This is a genomic window from Massilia phyllostachyos, from assembly GCF_021044825.1.
Classification (GTDB): domain Bacteria; phylum Pseudomonadota; class Gammaproteobacteria; order Burkholderiales; family Burkholderiaceae_D; genus Telluria; species Telluria phyllostachyos.
The window spans coordinates 827,198-843,659 of sequence record NZ_JAJNOC010000001.1 but is presented as its reverse complement, the minus strand read 5'-3'; the positions used below and the strand labels follow the sequence as shown (position 1 = coordinate 843,659).

Here is a 16,462-nt window from a genome sequence, read left to right as displayed (position 1 = left end):
AAATCTCCAAGGAAACACTGCATGAGTCTCGCAAGGCTGATCGGCGGCTTCGTCCGCCGTCACTGGCCGGCCTATGTCTCGTCGGCCTTCATGCTGGCCGGCGTGGCGATCTGTACCGTCCTGATTCCGCGCAAGGTCGGCGCCCTCATCGACGGCCTGGCCGCGCACAGCCTGGACCAGCGCGCGCTGATGCTCGGCCTGGCCCAGCTGCTCGGCCTCGGCGTCGCCATCTACGTGCTGCGGGTCGGCTGGCGCATCCGCCTGTATTCGGCCGCCTACAACCTCGGCGTCGAGCTGCGCACCCGCCTGTACGCGCGCTTGGCAAGCCAGGGCCCCGGCTTCTACCAGCGCCAGCGCACCGGCGACCTGATGGCCCTGGCCACCAACGACATCGACGCCATCGAGATGGCGGCCGGCGAAGCGATGCTGGCCGGCTTCGACGGCACGCTGACCCTGGTCATGGTGCTCGGCATCATGACCCTCGGCGTCGACCCGCGCCTGGCCGGGGTCGCCCTGCTGCCCTTCCCGCTGATGGCCTTCGCTTTCTGGCGCATCTCGACCCAGGTCCACCATGCCGAAGCCGACGCATTGAAACGCTTCTCGGCGCTGAACGACCACGTGCAGGAATCGCTGTCCGGCGTGCGCACCCTGCGCGCCCTCGGCCTGGAAGCGCGCAGCTCGGCGCAGTTCAGCGAACTGGCCGGCAATGCGGCCAATGCGAGCCTGAACGCGCAGCGCTGGGAAGCGGCCTATGAGCCGGCCGTCGGCCTGACCCTGACCGCGGCCACCGGCCTCACGCTCGGCCTGGGCGGTTACCTGGTCTGGAACGGCGAGCTGACGGTGGGCGACCTCACCAGCTTCACGATGTACCTGGGCCAGCTGATCTGGCCGATGTTCGCGGCCGGCTGGGTGCTGTCGCTGATCGAGCGCGGACGCGCGGGCCTGAACCGCCTGCAGCCGCTGCTGGACGCGCCGCTGACGGTCGAAGACAAGGGCACGCTGGGGTCCATCGGGCGCGGCGCGCTGGCGCTCGACGGCGTCAGCTTCGCCTATCGCGACGCCGAGCGCCCCGCATTGGACAAGGTCTCGGTGACGGTGGAACCGGGCCAGACCCTGGGCCTGGTCGGCCCCACCGGCGCCGGCAAGTCGACCTTGCTGCGCGTGCTGCTGCGCCAGGCTACGCCGCAGAGCGGCACGGTCACTTGGGCGGGCGAGCCCCTGACGGCCTACCGTCTCGAAGCGCTGCGTGCCGCCATGAGCTGGGTGCCGCAGGAATCCTTCCTGTTTTCAAGCACCATCGCCGAGAACATCGCCCTGGCCCGCCCCGGCGCCTCGCGTGCGGAAGTCGAAGAAGCGGCGCAAATGGCGTCGATCCACGACGACATCCTGCGCTTCCCCTTCGGTTACGACACGCCGGTGGGCGAAAAGGGCATCACCCTGTCGGGCGGCCAGCGCCAGCGCGTGGCGATCGCGCGCGCCCTGCTGGCCGACAGTTCCCTGCTGCTGCTCGACGATGCGCTGTCGGCCGTGGACACCGGCACCGAGACCCGCATCCTCGAACACCTCGACGAACTGCGCGCAGCGCGGCCGGAACGCGCCGCCATCATCGCCAGCCACCGCCTGTCCGCCGTGGCTGGCGCCGACCGCATCGTGGTGCTGCGCGACGGCCGCATCACGGAATCCGGCACCCATGACGAACTGCTGCAACTGGATGGCTGGTATGCCAGCCAGTGGCGCTACCAACAACTCGAGGCAAGCATCGATGCCGATTGAACAAAAAGAAGAAGCCAAGGACATGCGCGTGCAGACGCGGGAGGCCGCCGGCCTGCTGCGCCGCGCCGCCGAACCCGACAAGCGCCACCTTTATTGGGCCACCTTCTGGCTGGTCATCGCGGCCGCCCTCGAAGTGGTCGGCCCGCTGCTGGGCAAGCTGCTGATCGACGACCACCTGCTCACCAGGAACCTCGACTGGCCGCGCATGTCGCTGCTGCTGGGCGGCCTGGTCGTCACCGGCTGGGCCTCGTCGTGGATCCGCTACCTGCAGCTGATCCGCCTGTCCGGCCTGGCGATGCGCTCGGTGCGGCGCCTGCGCGAGTGGGTCTACGAGCACGTGCTGCGCCTGCCGATGGCGTTTTTCGACCGCGCCATCACCGGCCAGCTGGTGAGCCGCGTGACCAACGATACCGAAGCGGTCAAGACGCTCTACATCCAGGTGCTGTTCGTGATGCTCGATTCGACCATCGTCCTGGTCGGCACCATGATCGCCATGGCCTGGCTCGACTGGCGCCTGATGCTGGTGGTGCTGGCGCTGGTGCCGGCGGTGGTCGGCATCGTCTGGCTCTACCAGCGCCTGTCGGCGCCGGCGGTGACGCGCGCCCGCGCGCTGCGCAGCGACATCAACGGCCAGATGGCCGAGTCGATCGGCGGCATGTCGGTGCTCCAGTCCAGCAATGCCGAGAAGCGCTTCGGCGAGCGCTTCCTCAACACCAACCGCGCCCACCGTGTCGCGCGCCTGGCTGAATTGAAGGCCAACGCCTTCCTGCTGCGACCCGCGCTCGACCTGCTGAACGTGGTGCTGCTCACCATCGTCATCTACGGCTTCGGCCAGCGCGAGATGAACGCGGTGGAAGTCGGCGTGCTGTACGCCTTCATCAGCTATATCGCGCGGGTGGTCGAGCCGCTGATCCAGATCACCATGCAGTTCAGCGGCCTGCAGCAGGCGGTGGTGGCGACCGCGCGCGTCTCCACCCTGCTGGAAGAAGGCGGCGCGGCCGAGCACCTGGCCGGACGGCTGGAGAACGCCGCCGCCTTCGACACCACCGCGCCGGCGGTCAGCGTGCGCCATGTGAATTTCGCCTACATGGAAGGCCAGCGGGTGCTGCACGACGTCTCGCTCGACATCCCGCAGGGCGCCTTCTTCGGCATCGTCGGCCACACCGGCAGCGGCAAGTCGACCCTGCTCTCGCTGCTGCTGCGCTACTACACGGCGGACGAGGGCACGATCGAGATCGGCGGCCTGCCGCTGGCCTCGATCGGCAACGAGCGCTTCCGCAACGAGGTCGGCCTGGTGCCGCAGGACCCGTTCATCCTGGCCGCGACCGCGCGCGAGAACATCGACATGGGACGCGGCCTGCCATTGGAGCGCATCGAGGCGGCGGCGCGGGCGGCGCATGCGCACGGCTTCATCGCGGCGCTGGAGCAGGGTTACGAGACCCAGCTCGGCGAAGGCGGCTCGCGCCTGTCCTCGGGCCAGAAGCAGCTGGTGGCGATCGCGCGCGCCCTGGCCGGCCAGCCGCGCATCCTGCTGCTGGACGAAGCGACCTCGCGCATCGACAGCGCCACCGAGCAGATCGTGCAGGAAGCGCTGGAGGAGCTGCGCGGCAAGGTGACCATCATCGCGATCGCGCACCGCCTGTCGACCATCCGCGCGGCCGACCGCATCGTGGTGCTGAACCACGGCCGCATCACGGAGGCCGGCTCGCACGAGGACCTGATGCGCATCGAGGGCGGCTTGTACCAGCGGCTGTATCTGCTGCAGCAGATCGCGATGTAAGGCTACACCGCGGCGACACCGCCATCGACGAACAGCTCGTGTCCAGCGACGAAGCTGCTCTCGCTCGATGCCAGGAACAGGACCGCGCGTGCCACCTCGTCCGGTTCGCCCAGGCGCCCGAGCGGAACGCTTTGCTTCAGCGCGGCTTCGACTTCGGGTTGCGAATCAAGGTAGCTCCGGATGAGGCGCGTTTCCGTTCCACCGGGCGAGACCACGTTCACGCGAATGCCGCGCTCCTTCAAGTCGTTCGTCCAGCTTCGGGCGAACGAGCGCACCGCCGCCTTGCTGGCGTTATAAAGCGACTGGCCCGGCAAGCCCTTGCTACCGGCGATGGAGCCGTTGAGGACGATAGCGCTTCCCGTTGCCATCAGCGGCAGCGCTTTTTGCACCGTAAACACCATCCCTTTCACGTTGACGTCGAAGATTGCGTCGAAGTGCGCATCGTCGATCGCATCGAGTGGAACGACCTCGTACCTGCCGGCATTGGCGAACACGACATCGACACGCTGGTGGTCGCGCTGGATCATTTCGTACAGCCGGGCGACATCGGCCGGGTTGGCGACGTCACCTTGCACACCCACCGCCCCATGACCGATCTCCTTCACGGCCTCGTCGAGCAGTTCGCGCCGGCGTCCCGTGATCGTCACGTGCGCACCCTCGATCGCAAACAATTTTGCCGTTGCGAGACCGATGCCGTCACTGCCTCCCGTGATGACCACAACCTTGTTTTCGAAACGCTTCATCATTCCTGGTAGCCCTTTTCATTAAGTGGAGGATTGCTCCACTTATAATATGGAGGTATCCTCCACTTGACAAGTGAAAGAGGAAAATAGTGAGTGATGAACCTGCCCTCCGGGCCGACGCGCAGAAAAATCGTGAACTGATCCTGTCAGCCGCCGAGGCGCTTTTCCTGGAAAAAGGAGCGAATGTCCCGCTCGAAGAAGTCGCCAAGCGTGCCGGTGTTGGCATCGGAACGCTGTATCGCCGCTTTCCCACGCGCGAGGCCTTGCTGGCAGCCACCAGCAACGAGCGCTTCCTGGCGCTGGCAGAAAGCAGCGGTGCGCGCGACGCACATCTCGCTCCAGTCGATGCGGTAAGGGCATACCTTGAAGAGCTTGCCAGGGACACGAGCACTTATCGGAGCCTTGCCGCATCGATCGGTACAGTCATTCAGTGTGGGACGCCTGGATGCAATGCGATCACCGCCGAAGGACAACGGCTGCTTCGGCGTGGGCACGAGGCCGGTGTCATCCGCCGCGACGTCACTTACGACGATGTCATTTACGTGGTGACCGCGATTTCCATTGCAATCGAACATGACCGTTCATCGACGATGCGCATCGGGCATTTGGTCGACTTGTTCCTGAATGGCATCAGCGTTAAAAACAGGGACCAAAAAGCGGAATCGATGAGGCGCTAGCGGTTTCGCAGGACGGCCAGGCGCCGCGCATCGCGGCGCCGGATGTCGTCCAGCACCCGCGTGGCCACCCGGTCGACCACGGCGTAATCCTTGCCCAGGCCCTGCCGCAGGGCGGCGGGAATGCTGACGGCGCACCAGCCTTTTTCCATGCACAGTTCCAGCGTGCGGACCGAACCGGGCCCGCAATCCGCACCGAGGCGGCAGGCGACCAGCAGGGAACCAAAGGGCAGGCCGAGCGCCGTCGGCTCTTCCGGCGTCGTCTGCGCGGGCATGCCATCCTTGACGGCCGGCGCGATCAAGGCCGCGATGATTTCCGGGTTGCCTTGCTCGAAAGCGGCCAGCAAAACCTTTTCCCGCGCTTCGAGGCTGTCGGCGGCGATGTAGTCGAACATGCTGTTCGACAGGACGTCGTCGCGCGGACCCAGTTCGCGCACGGCAGTGAGCGCACGTTCCGCATCCTCGAGTTCCGACGTGCTGAAATCGCAGCGCTGCTGCAGCGCCGCCGCGGCGGCGCGCCTTGGTCCCGACAGCGCGGGAGTGAAATCCTTGAGCGCGAACCTGCACGAATGGAGGACGCTGATGGCGTAGTACATCGCGCCCTGATCCGGCTTGCGCAAGGTCTCGTAGAAGAAGGCGCGCAGGTTCGGCGCGGCCGCGTATTTCGCATGCAGCTCGCGCCATGAAGCCGCCGGCTCCTTCATGGTGGCCGGTGGCGTGGCCGCGATGGCGGGTGTCCGGGTCTCGGGTGGTGTGGACACCTTGATGGGCGCCGGAACAGGCGTCGGCGGGACCAGCGGTGTGGGAGACGGGATGGTCAGCACCACCCCGCCCGCGAGCAGGGCGGCAAGGACGGCGCCGATGGCGAGTTCACGGATGCGCATCCGGGCATCGTATCAGGCTTTGCCGAAGTTGAAGCAGCCGGCCGGCGCCCCTGCCCCGCTCACCAGCAGCGCGCCGTGGCGGTAGAAGCCCCAGCGCTGATCCGGCGCCACCGCGACCACCACCACGCCCATCGCGCGGTCGCTCCACACCAGCCGCGCGTCCAGGGCGTCGAGCGCCGCGAACACGTCGCGCGGGCCGGCGCCGGGGGCGAACACGACGGTGGCGAAGCCGTTCTCCGCCGGCGGCAGCATGGCCCAGGCGCCGGCGCCGGAGGTCAGCAGGCCGAGCACCAGCATCGCCGCCGCGCCGCTCATTCCCGGTCCTCCCCCGCCGCGCCGCAGGCGCCAGCCGAGCAGCAGCGGCGCGATGCCGAACAGGACCAGCCACAGCAAGTCCCAGGCCAAGGGATTGTCGCTGTCGATGCGGATGCGGTGGATGCCGAGCAGCCAGTGCGAGAGCAAGGTATCGACCACGTGCCAGAGCCCGAAGCCGACCAGCACCGCGCCGACCAGCGGCCAGCCCCATTCGCCGGCGCCGCGCCGGTGCAGACGCCACAGGCCGATCAAACCGGCAAGCGCGATCAGATACATCAGCGCATGGAACCAACCGTCCCACAGCACCTGCAGGCGCAGGTCGTCGATCCCCGGCACCAGGCTCAACAGGTGATGCCATTGCAGGATCTGGTGCAGCAGGATGCCGTCGAAGAAGCCGCCCAGCGCGAAGCCGAGCACGGCGCCCCAGCGGCCCCAGGGGGTCTTGAACATCGCGGTCTCCCGGAGGACGAGGTGCGGGCCAGTATAGCGCCGGCGCCGTCCCCGGGACGCACCGCTAGCCGCGCCGGCTCCAGGCGATGCCGGCCGCTACCGCCGCCAGTCCGGCCGCGAGGAAGGTCGCCGCCGAGCCCGGGGTGGCCGCGCCGTGGAAGCCCACCACGTCCATCATCGGGATGCCGCCGGCCTGGATCGCCACGTAGAGACCGAACAGGAACAGGCCGAGGAAGAGGCGCGGCGTGCGGCTGAGCAGCCCGAACAGGGCGGCGCAGCCGGACAGCGCCACCAGTCCGCCCATCAATGCAAAGGCGCGCAGCGGTTCGATGACACTCCAGCGCAGCGTCACGCTGCCGGTGAACAGGAGGCCGAGCAGCAGCGCGGCCGCCCACTGGCGCAGGAAGCGGGCTTGCGCGCCGCCGGGGACCGCGGCGCTCAGGCCATCGCAGCCGGCTTCGATGTCGCGCGTCGTGCTTTCGCTGCACAGGATGCCCCAGAAGGCGACCGCGCCCGCCACCAGACCGGGCAGCGCGGCGCCCGGCAAGACCAGGCCGGCGCCCAGGCAGACGGCGATGGCCAGGACCGCGCTCGGCGCCGCCATCAACACCAGGCCGGCGTCGGCCAGCACCTGCCCCGGCAGGCCGGGCAGCCGCGCGGCCAGGCGCAGCAGCGGCTGCACGAGACGGGCCAGCGGACGCAGCCAGCCATTGAGGATCGCCAGCGGCGAACGGCGGCGGCGCGCCTTGCCGGCCCTGACGCGGTCCGGCGAGAAGCGGTGGAACAGCAACACGGCCGGCAGCAGCGGCAGCAGCGCCAGCAGGCCGCACAGCAGGCGTTCGCGCGCCATCGCGCCGGTCCACAGCCACTGCTTGATTTCGATGGGTGGCAGGGCGGCGTCGAAGGTCATCATGCCGATGCCGAGCGCCGTGGTGTCGAGCTGGCTGCGCAGGCCGACCATGGCGTTGGCCAGGCCGGTGAAATCCAGCAGCGCCAGCGGACCGCCGCCGTCTTTCGCCATCGAGGCGCCGATCGACAGCTGCGCCATCCAGAGGCAGAAGTACAGCAGGTCGCCGCCCTTGCCCATCAGCGGGCTCCAGCTGTCGAACAGCACCGCGCAGCTGGCGGCGAAGCAGGCCATCGGCAGCAGCATCAGGGCGTAGGTCTGCAGGTAGACCAGCGGCTGGATCGGGCCGTCGCCGCGCAGCAGGTGGCAGGCGAAGGTGGTCAGCATGAAGGCGCCGAGCAGCAGCACCAGCCAGGCCATGGCGCCCAGCCAGCGGGTCAACACCAGCAGCGCATTGCCCGCCGTGGTGGACCCGATCACGCCGCCGATGCCGCTCCGCAGGTCTTCGCCGGTGCGGCCGCGCGCCAGGTAGAAGCCGGCGAGGCTGAACAGCAGGCTGGCCATGGTCGCGCTGCCGATCGCCAGCGCGGAACTGGTGTACAGCACGCGCGCATCGTTCATCACCAGCAGCGCGCTGCCGCTGCTGGTTTCCGGAATCATGGCCCAGGTGACGGCGGCCACCGCCAGCACCGCGGCCAGGGTCGACAGGCGGCGCAGGCGCAGCCGCATTTCGTTGGCGGCCAGCAGGAACAAGGGATGCGTCATCATGCCGCCTTCTCCTGCGCCGCATAGCGCTGCGCCATCAGCGCTTCTTCCAGGGTCGGCTCGGCTTCGCGGGCGCCCAGGCAGGGCAGCTCGGGGTGGGCGATGCGCAGCTGCATGCGGCCGTCCTGGCGCTGGGCCTGCAGCACGTGGACGCGCTCGCGCAGGGCCGGGTAGTCGGCTTCCGTCACGCTGGCGGTCCAGACCTGGCCGCGCGCGCGGCGCAGGATCGTGTCCGGCGTCTCGTGCGCCACCAGGCGGCCGGCGCGCATGATCGCCAGCTCGGTGGCGATGCTCTCGACGTCGGACACGATGTGGGTCGACAGGATCACCAGCTTGCCGTATCCGAGCTCGCCCAGCAGGTTACGGAAGCGCAGGCGCTCCTCGGGATCAAGGCCGGCGGTGGGCTCGTCGACCACCAGGATGTCGGGGTCGTTCAGCAGCGCCTGCGCGATGCCGAGGCGCCGCCGCATGCCGCCCGAGAACGAGGCGGCGGGACGATCGGCCTGGTCGTGCAGGTTGACCAGTTCGAGCAGGCGCCGGATGCGGGCGGGATCGCGCACGCCCTTGAGAGCGGCGAAGTACTGCATGAATTCGAGGGCGCTCAGGTTCGGGTAGACGCCGAAGTCCTGCGGCAGGTAGCCCAGGCGCTTGCGAATGGCGTCCGGGCTGCGCGCGATGTCGGCGCCGTCGAACAGGATCTGGCCGGAGGTCGGGCGCGCGAGCGTCGCGATCATCCCCATCAGGGTCGACTTGCCGGCGCCGTTGTGGCCGATCAGCCCGACCACGCCCTGCCCCAGCGACAGGGTGACATCGTCGACCGCCTTCACATCCTTGCCAAAATGTTTTGTGACGCCGCGCAGCTCGAGCATGGAACTCTCCCTCCTGTTGTTGTTGCCTGGACTATAGGAGTTATCCCTCCCTGCCGTGAAAACTTTGCGACAGAAGGCGGGAAACGGCGACTGAACGCGCAATGAGAAGCATTTTAGTTGCATCAAGTATGTGTCTTTTTAGTGACATTTGTAGAGAAATTGAATTTCTCCGTTGCAACAGGACTATAATCAAACTCATCAATTCCGGATGTGTTAGCCGTCGCTTCGAGACCCCGCATGCGTTTATCCTTCCCTATCGCACTGGCGCCCTGCCGGCGCACGGCCTTGGCCGTGGCGCTTTGCCTTGCCGTCGCCGTCGCCGGCGCGGGAGAAGTGATCCCGGTCCAATCGACGCTGGGCGACAGGCTGGCCCAGATCCGTGAGCTCAACAAATATGTTCCCGAGCGCGCCTTGCCGATGTTGCTGGAGCTGGAAGCGCAAAGCCGCGCCGCGCCGCTGCCCGAGAAGATCGAGTTCCTGAACCAGCTGTCGGAGGCGCAGGACAAGCTCGGCCATGCCGCCCAGGCTGCCGCCGCCGCCGACGAGCTGGTCGCCATCGGCCGCCAGTATGACAACAAGGTAGCGCTGGCCAAAGGCCTGCTGGGACACGGCTATATGGCGTTCCGCCAGCAGCGCCTGACGGAAGCCCACCGCCTGATCTGGGAAGCCGAGAAGCTGGCGCATCAGACCGACGACATTTCGCTGCGCGTGCGCGCGACGGTCTCGTCGGGCGAGTCGTATGCCGAAGAGGGCAACTTCCCGGCCGCGCTGGAGCGCCTGCAGGGGGCCGCCACCCTGGCGCGCCAGCACCGCAACCCGACCCAGATCGTCATCGCCCTGAATGCCCTGATCCGCCTGTACGGCCAGATGCGCGACCACGAGAAGGGTTTCGCCATCCTGGCCGAGGCGCTGGAAGTCGCGAAACAGGGCGCCTCCCCGGGGCGCACCGCGACCCTCAAGCACGCCGAATATGGACTGGCGATCGACACCGGCCAGAACCAGCGCGCCCTGAATGCACTGCTGGAGAGCCTGGAGATCGAGCGCGGCATCGGCGCGAACGCGATGGTGACGCGCACCCTGGTCAACCTGTCGGATTGCTACCTGAAACTGGGGGACTATCCGAACGCCACCCGCTACGCCGAACAGGCGGTCGAGGCGGCGCTCGCGCTGAACAATCCCACCGTGCTGGCGACTGCGCGCCTGAACCTGGGCCAGGCCTATCTCGCGACCGGCCGCCTGGACGAGGGCAAGCGTTATATCGAGGCCGGCATGCAGGCCTACGAAGCCAAAGGCGACAAGCCCGAGCTGCAGCTGGTGCTGGTCGAATACGGCCAGGCGCTCGAGCGCGCCGGCGACCTGGCGGGAGCGCTGAAGGCCTATCACCGCGAGCGCACGCTGTCGAACGAGCTGTTCGAAAAGCGCCGCCAGCGCGCCGTGCTCGACCTGCAGCAAAAATATGATACCGAGAAGAAGCAGCGCCAGATCGAGCTGCTGCGCACCGAAAACGAAGTCAACCGTTTGCAGCAGCGCGTCTGGTGGCTGCTGGCGGCGGTGTTCGCGCTGGCTTCGGTGGTGGTCGGCATGTTGTACCGCAAGGTGCGCCAGGCCAACGCCCAGCTCTACCTGAAGAACAAGGAACTCAAGCAGCAGAGCGTGCGCGACCCGCTGACCGGCCTGTACAACCGCCGCCACTTCCTCGACTTCATGCGCACCCACACGCCGCAGGAGAGCGGCGGCGAGCGCTGCGGCGGCCTGTTCCTGCTCGACGTCGACCACTTCAAGCACATCAACGACACCTACGGCCACGCCGCCGGCGACGCGGTGCTCACCGCGATGGCGGCCAGCCTGCGCGAGATCCTGCGCGAGACCGACATGATCGTGCGCTGGGGCGGCGAGGAATTCCTGGCTTTCCTGCCGTCGATCCCGCACAGCGGCCTGGACGAAGTGGCGCAGCGCATCCTGAGCGGCATCCCGGCGGTCACGATCGCGCACGGCGACCAGACCCTGACGGTGAACGTGTCGATCGGCTTCGCGCCCTTCCCCCTGAGCTGCGGCGGCGAGATGCTGCCGTGGGAACGCGCGGTGAACATCGTCGACATGGCGCTGTACCTGGCCAAGGCGCACGGCCGCAACCGCGCCTACGGGGTGCAGGGCTTCGCGGAGCCGTCGCATGTCTGCATCGAGGAGATCGAGCAGAATCTGGAACGCGCCTGGCGCGCGGGGCAGGTCAGGTTGTCGGTGGTGCAGGGGGAGTGGCAGGAGCCGCAGCGGGCATCTGCTTGATCTGTTGACGATCCATGATGGCGTAGAGGATGTGAAAAAACGGCGATGGCAAGTCGCCGAGTCGAAGACAGTACACTCGTACGGCGAGAAGAGGCAACGCAGCCGTAGACGAATTTTTCACACCCTCGTAGAGGGTGTGAAAAAACGGCTACGGCAAGGCGCCGAGTCGAAGACAGTACGTTAGTACGGCGAGACGAGGCAACGCAGCCGTAGACGAATTTTTCACACCCTCGTAGGATGGGCGGAGGACCGCCCACCCTACATTAGTCGGCGGCTTTCTGGATTTTCTCGCCGGCGTCCTCGACCTTCTTGCCGACTTCCTCGGTCGCCCGCTTCAAGCCACCTTTCGCATCCTGCGCCGCATCCTTGATCTTCTCGCGCGCCTCCGCCGTGGCGCGGTCGGCCTTCTGGAGTTGCTGATCGACCTGGCGCGACACCTTGGCGCCGGCGTCGTCCAGCGCCTTGCCGGCGCGCTGGGCCGGGCCGACCTCGCTCTCGTCGCGGCTGCAGCCTGACAGCGCGGCCAGCACCAGCAGCGATCCGAATAGCATCGTTTTCATGTCCGTCTCCTGGCGATTTGCTTGCCAATAAGCATACACCCGGCGCAAAAAACGCGGCTGACCATTACATATTGGTGAGTGCTCACTCGCCACGCGATGGGTCTGCCAGCGGGCGGTCGCGTTCGATCTCCAGGCGTTCCTTCAGTGCGCGGGTCTCGTCATCCTCGCCCCAGCGCCTGGTGAACGTGCCGAGGCGCGCCAGCGCCTTGTCGTAGCTGCGCGCGCGGCGCAGCTTCTGGACCGCGCCGCTGGCGTCCTCCCACGCCTTGGCGCGCTGCTCGGCGCGGGTGCAGTCGGCGGCGGCCTTGTTCAGCGACTGCTGCACCTTGCGCAGCTGTTCCGGCGTGGCGCGGGTGCCGCGCAGGGCGATCAGCTCGTCCTGCGCCTCGCGCGCCTTGCACTCGACCGCGAGGCTGACGGCGCGCTCCATGCGCCGCTCGATGCGGGTGCCCTCGGGACGCACCCCCAGCCAGATCAGCCACAGCGCGGCCAGCGAGACGATCCACCAGCGCAGGCGGATCGGCGCGCGCTGCGGCGGACGCGCCGGCATCGGAGCGCCGCGGCCGACGCCGGGCGGCGGCGGAATGCCGCGTCCCTGCTGCGGCTGACTGGCTGCGGATGGCGGAGATATCGGCGCCGCCGGCGCGGGCGGTGGCGTGACCACCGGCTGGACCGGGGACGGGGCCGCTGCCGCGGCGGCCGGTTCCACCACCGGTTTGGCCAGGCTCGGCGGCGGAGCGAGCGGCGCCTGCACCACGCCCTGCGACGTGCCGCACCAGGGGCAGAAGTTCACCCGCCTCGGCATCATGCGCCCGCATTGCGGGCCGACGCAGCGGTAGATCGTCTCGTCCATCCTGTCCATGCCGTCCTTCATTCGGGGTCAGGAATGCCGTCGCCGGCATCGTCAGGGTCGGGAATCGCATCGCCCAGCAGCGCCGCCAGTTCCGGCAGCGCGCCGACCGTGCTCCATTTGTCCTGCTTCGGATTCCAGGCCATGTTCCAGGCGCGGGTCGATGCATCGACCTCGCCGCGCGCGGCCTGCTGCGCGATCTCGGCGACCGTGAACGGGCCGCGCTGGGCGCCCTGCACGAAGAGCTTGAAGCGCGGGCCGGCGTCGATCGCTGGCTGGGGCTTGGCCAGTTCCACCGCAGGCGCCGCCGCCCTGCCCTGCAGCACCGCCGCCGCGCGCGCGTCGCTGGCGAGGACGTCGGCCAGGATCACGCGCTTGTCCACCGGCCGCTCGACTTCCCAGCTGTAGGCGTCGCTGGCCGAATCCGGCACGGTCTCGGTCCAGCCTTGAATGCCGGCCAGCGCGGTCTCGATCTGGCTCGGCGACAGTGAGGGGTCGAGCGAGGCGGCGCGGCGGATCCAGGCATCGTACAGGCGCCGCGCCGTGATGTTCGGCAGCGAGGGGGACGGCAGCTGGGCGCCGGTCTCGTCGACCTCCAGGCGCGGCTCGTAGACGCGCAGCTGGTAGTAGCGCATCAGCGCCGCGAGCAGGGTCAGCTGGTGCGGGCCGGCGTTGGCCAGGCGGTGGCGCACCGCCTGGACAACGCCGTCGCGGTAGTACGGCGGCAAGCCATTGGAGCGGATCGCGAACTCGTTGCCGATCTGGAGCCATTCGCCCGACCCCGGCTCGACCTCGAACAGGTACTGGCCGCGCGGCTGGAAGCTGGCTTCGCGGTCGCCGAGGTCCGGCTTCCTGCGGATCACGCCGAGCGCGATCGCCTGCAGGAACCATTCGTAGTCGTCGGCCAGGCGATTCAGTTCGTCCATCGACGGCGACAGCGGATGGCGGAAGCGCGTGGCGTCGAAGTGCAGATGGGTCGGGATCTTCGGGTTCTCGATCTGGTACGAGGCGCGCCAGGTCGGCAGGCCGCGCAGCACCGTCATCGGGTAGCCGGACAGCTCGACGTAGCACACCGCCCGGCCTGGAATCCCGGTGTTGACGATCGACAGCGCATCGCCATGGAAGTACCCGGTCGGCACCGCGGCGCGCAGTTCCGCTTCCATGCGGCGCCAGGCTGCGACGTCGCCGACGCCGATGAAGCACTTGAACTGGTCGGCGTTCGGCGTGAACTCGGCCGAGAAGCGCGCGTTCACCCAGGGCATGGCGCTGCGGATCCATTCGGCGAAGACGCGCTGGCGTTCCTGCGGGCTCAATGCGGACAGCTGCTCGAGCAGCGGGTCGACCGGTTCCGGCTGCTCCAGCTCCTGGCTGGACAGCTGCAGCTGGGCGCGGCGGAAGAGTTTGAGCAGCAGGTCGGCGCGCAGGCGCTCGTCGCCCAGCTGCGGGAACAGCCGGGCCGAGCCGCCGAATTCCAGCAGCACCTCTTCGCTCCAGGCGCTCACGTCGCTGCTCAAGCGCACCGGCGGCGGCATCGTGTCGCCAGCCAGCTTGATGTAGGTGGCGTGCTCCTGGCGCGCATCGGCGCGCAGCTGGCTGATGCGCTGGTCGGCGGCCGCAAGCATGGCCTGCACCATGCGCCGGCCTTCCTGGAATTCGCCGGCGACGCCACTCCACTGGGCATTGCCGTGTTCGTCGGTGCTCTGCGGCTCGCCCAGCCAGGACGACATATTCCGCATCACCTCGATCGACTGGCCGGCGGATACCGCCAGCAGGTGGAAGCGCAGGTAGTCGGCGATGTCGCGCTTCAGGTGATTCATCACCTCGCGCGCCTGCGGTTCCTTGCCGAACAGGCGGCCGGCCGCCTGCGACAGGTTGTTCAGCGATTCCTCGACCTGGCGCGTGCGCAAGGCGTCGCGGATGTCGCGGTAGCGGCGGCCGTTGCGCTCGGCGACGGCGAGATCGCGCTGCGACAGGCGCGCTTTCACCTGCTCCAGCAGCGAGAGCACGAATTCGAGGCCGCCCTGCTTGCGGTCGTCCAGCAGCGCATACAAACGGTCGCGCACGCGGGTCTTCAGACGCGCGCTCAGTTCACCCGTATGGCGCTTGATGCGGTCTTCGCTGGTCTCGGCGGTGGCGCCGGCTTCGCGGATGGCGTCGCGCTCCAGCTGCGGCAGCAGCTCGGCCACCTTTTCGCGCCACAGCTTGATGTCGTAGGCGGCCATGATGCGGTCGACCTCGAGCTGCACCTTGCTCTCGACGCGCTCGAGCAGCGAGCGGCCGTCCTTGTCGAGCAGGAGGGTGTTGGTCAGCGCGTATTCGTTGAAGGGGGTGACGTCGACCGTGCCCTTGCGGAAGTCCGGGAAGGTGTCGAAGGGGCGCTCGCTCATCTCCATCTGGTCGCGCATGAAGGCGTCGCGCTCGGCGTCGCCCGCCCTGCGCGCCGCGGTGCCGTCGGTGCTGACCATGCCGAAGAAGGCCTTCACCATCAGGCCGGCCAGCTCGTAGGCGCGGATATCCTCGCGCAGCGATTGCTGGGTGTCGAGCACCGACTGGCCGAAGGCGGAGTACACCTTCGAGTAGGACAGGCGCATGTCGCCGAAGCGCTGCTCGGGCACGCGCGGGTTGTAGGGTCCGAGCTTGTGCTGCTGCTGGTTGACGGCCACCGAGCGCTTGCGGTTGGCGAAATCGGCCGAGGCGAAATCCTCGAACAGAGTGTCGGCCACCATCTGGTAGACGTCCTTGATGTCGGCGGTCGCCTTGTTGGCCAGGTTCGCGGTGTCGACGAAATACACGTCGTCGTAGGGCGCGCCCTTGCCCTGGATGCTGTCCGGGTCCATCCACGACACGCGCGCGTTCATGTCGCGCATCGCGGTTTCCAGTTCCATCAGGGTGGCGTAGGCATTCGCTTCGGTGCGTTCCTTGTTGGCTTTCGCGAAACCGGCCGGCATCAGGAGCACCAGGTCGACCTGGCTGTCCGACACTTCCTGGCGCGCGATCGCTTTTGATAACCAGCCCAGATCGAGCACGCTGCCGGCGCCGGTGCCGCCCGCGCAGGAGGCGATGACGACAATGCGGAACTTCGAGGTATCCACTTGCAGGCCGAGGCGCTGGTAGTTTTCCTTGCGCTCGATGCCGGCATTGCTGGCCAGGCCGTTCAGCGCGCCCTTGATGCGGCCGCGCAGCTTCGGGTATTTGTCGTAGAGGTAGAGCCGCGCCAGCGAGCGGATCTGGCCCGCCCCCTTCGACGGATCGATGCCGAGCGAACGCAGCTTCTTGGGCCGCAGCGGCATCCAGCTTTCGATCAGCGGAAAACGCGCCAGGCTGTCGTCGGACTCGTGGTATTGCGGCAGGTCGAGCGGCTCGACCAGGCGCTCCTCGTCGCTGAGTTTCACCAGCTCGTACCAGGGGTCGGTGCGCTGCGACTTGCCCTCGTCGATGATGGCGTTGTTGTCGAGGTCGAAGTGCAGGAAGCGCGCCACCGGGAAGTCGCCAATCGACTCCACGCGCGTGGGGTTATGGCGGTTCCAGACGGCCGACAGGATGCGGCGGCGGATGCGCATCATGACTTCCATGCCGGTGCCGCCGGCGCCGATGAAGAGCGTCGGACGCAGGTCGACCTTGAGCTCGGACTTTGCGTTCAGGGCTGCGGGGTTCGGGAAATCTGCCATA

General features: G+C 67.9%; 12 protein-coding genes. 4 read left to right on the top strand and 8 right to left on the bottom strand.

What is annotated here, in order from left to right; translation table 11 throughout:
* Window positions 1–21 precede the first annotated feature (21 nt).
* Window positions 22–1,773, top strand: coding sequence for an ABC transporter ATP-binding protein (locus tag LQ564_RS03605; protein ID WP_231056704.1), 1,752 nt, complete (start codon window positions 22–24; stop codon window positions 1,771–1,773).
* The gene (locus tag LQ564_RS03600) at window positions 1,763–3,553 is read left to right on the top strand and encodes an ABC transporter ATP-binding protein (protein WP_231056703.1); all 1,791 of its coding nucleotides are present in this window, start codon (window positions 1,763–1,765) and stop codon (window positions 3,551–3,553) included. The genes LQ564_RS03605 and LQ564_RS03600 overlap by 11 nt, the downstream gene beginning before the upstream one ends.
* A gap of 2 nt (window positions 3,554–3,555) precedes the next feature.
* Here the strand turns inward: LQ564_RS03600 and LQ564_RS03595 are convergent, their stop codons facing one another.
* Window positions 3,556–4,299: an SDR family NAD(P)-dependent oxidoreductase gene (locus LQ564_RS03595; RefSeq protein WP_231056702.1), complete on the bottom strand. Its 744-nt coding sequence runs from the start codon at window positions 4,297–4,299 to the stop codon at window positions 3,556–3,558.
* 86 nt (window positions 4,300–4,385) lie between these two features.
* On the opposite strand from LQ564_RS03595, the gene LQ564_RS03590 reads away from it, so the two are divergent.
* Window positions 4,386–4,973, top strand: coding sequence for a TetR/AcrR family transcriptional regulator (locus LQ564_RS03590; RefSeq protein ID WP_231056701.1), 588 nt, complete (start codon window positions 4,386–4,388; stop codon window positions 4,971–4,973).
* Here the strand turns inward: LQ564_RS03590 and LQ564_RS03585 are convergent.
* From LQ564_RS03585 to LQ564_RS03570, 4 genes are all read right to left on the bottom strand, one after another.
* A complete protein-coding gene (locus tag LQ564_RS03585; protein ID WP_231056700.1) occupies window positions 4,970–5,854 on the bottom strand; it encodes a hypothetical protein in 885 nt (294 codons plus the stop codon). The genes LQ564_RS03590 and LQ564_RS03585 overlap by 4 nt on opposite strands.
* Window positions 5,855–5,866: 12 nt before the next feature.
* Window positions 5,867–6,619, bottom strand: coding sequence for a DUF2243 domain-containing protein (locus LQ564_RS03580; RefSeq protein ID WP_231056699.1), 753 nt, complete (start codon window positions 6,617–6,619; stop codon window positions 5,867–5,869).
* A 64-nt stretch (window positions 6,620–6,683) separates the two neighbouring features.
* Window positions 6,684–8,234: a hypothetical protein gene (locus tag LQ564_RS03575; protein ID WP_231056698.1), complete on the bottom strand. Its 1,551-nt coding sequence runs from the start codon at window positions 8,232–8,234 to the stop codon at window positions 6,684–6,686.
* On the bottom strand, window positions 8,231–9,100 hold the full coding sequence (locus tag LQ564_RS03570) for an ABC transporter ATP-binding protein (RefSeq protein ID WP_231056697.1): 870 nt from the start codon (window positions 9,098–9,100) through the stop codon (window positions 8,231–8,233). The genes LQ564_RS03575 and LQ564_RS03570 overlap by 4 nt, the downstream gene beginning before the upstream one ends.
* A gap of 237 nt (window positions 9,101–9,337) precedes the next feature.
* On the opposite strand from LQ564_RS03570, the gene LQ564_RS03565 reads away from it, so the two are divergent.
* On the top strand, window positions 9,338–11,383 hold the full coding sequence (locus LQ564_RS03565; RefSeq protein WP_231056696.1) for a diguanylate cyclase: 2,046 nt from the start codon (window positions 9,338–9,340) through the stop codon (window positions 11,381–11,383).
* Between the two features lie 263 nt (window positions 11,384–11,646).
* On the opposite strand, the gene LQ564_RS03560 is transcribed toward LQ564_RS03565, so the two are convergent.
* The 3 genes from LQ564_RS03560 to LQ564_RS03550 form a co-directional block, all read right to left on the bottom strand.
* Window positions 11,647–11,943 (bottom strand): hypothetical protein, encoded by a 297-nt coding sequence (locus tag LQ564_RS03560; protein ID WP_231056695.1) that lies wholly within the window; start codon window positions 11,941–11,943, stop codon window positions 11,647–11,649.
* Between the two features lie 82 nt (window positions 11,944–12,025).
* Complete coding sequence (locus LQ564_RS03555; RefSeq protein ID WP_231056694.1) at window positions 12,026–12,805, bottom strand: zinc ribbon domain-containing protein; 780 nt, start codon at window positions 12,803–12,805, stop codon at window positions 12,026–12,028.
* An 8-nt stretch (window positions 12,806–12,813) separates the two neighbouring features.
* Window positions 12,814–16,461, bottom strand: a complete 3,648-nt coding sequence (locus LQ564_RS03550; RefSeq protein WP_231056693.1) for a tubulin-like doman-containing protein — start codon at window positions 16,459–16,461, stop codon at window positions 12,814–12,816.
* Window position 16,462 lies beyond the last annotated feature (1 nt).

Excerpts from the sequence above, each read along its gene's own strand:
- LQ564_RS03605 (WP_231056704.1), top strand. The coding sequence starts at position 22 with ATGAGTCTCGCAAGGCTGATCGGCGGCTTCGTCCGCCGTCACTGGCCG.
- LQ564_RS03600 (WP_231056703.1), top strand. The coding sequence starts at position 1,763 with ATGCCGATTGAACAAAAAGAAGAAGCCAAGGACATGCGCGTGCAGACG.
- LQ564_RS03595 (WP_231056702.1), bottom strand. The coding sequence starts at position 4,299 with ATGATGAAGCGTTTCGAAAACAAGGTTGTGGTCATCACGGGAGGCAGT.
- LQ564_RS03585 (WP_231056700.1), bottom strand. The coding sequence starts at position 5,854 with ATGCGCATCCGTGAACTCGCCATCGGCGCCGTCCTTGCCGCCCTGCTC.
- LQ564_RS03580 (WP_231056699.1), bottom strand. The coding sequence starts at position 6,619 with ATGTTCAAGACCCCCTGGGGCCGCTGGGGCGCCGTGCTCGGCTTCGCG.
- LQ564_RS03575 (WP_231056698.1), bottom strand. The coding sequence starts at position 8,234 with ATGATGACGCATCCCTTGTTCCTGCTGGCCGCCAACGAAATGCGGCTG.
- LQ564_RS03570 (WP_231056697.1), bottom strand. The coding sequence starts at position 9,100 with ATGCTCGAGCTGCGCGGCGTCACAAAACATTTTGGCAAGGATGTGAAG.
- LQ564_RS03565 (WP_231056696.1), top strand. The coding sequence starts at position 9,338 with ATGCGTTTATCCTTCCCTATCGCACTGGCGCCCTGCCGGCGCACGGCC.
- LQ564_RS03560 (WP_231056695.1), bottom strand. The coding sequence starts at position 11,943 with ATGAAAACGATGCTATTCGGATCGCTGCTGGTGCTGGCCGCGCTGTCA.
- LQ564_RS03555 (WP_231056694.1), bottom strand. The coding sequence starts at position 12,805 with ATGGACAGGATGGACGAGACGATCTACCGCTGCGTCGGCCCGCAATGC.
- LQ564_RS03550 (WP_231056693.1), bottom strand. The coding sequence starts at position 16,461 with ATGGCAGATTTCCCGAACCCCGCAGCCCTGAACGCAAAGTCCGAGCTC.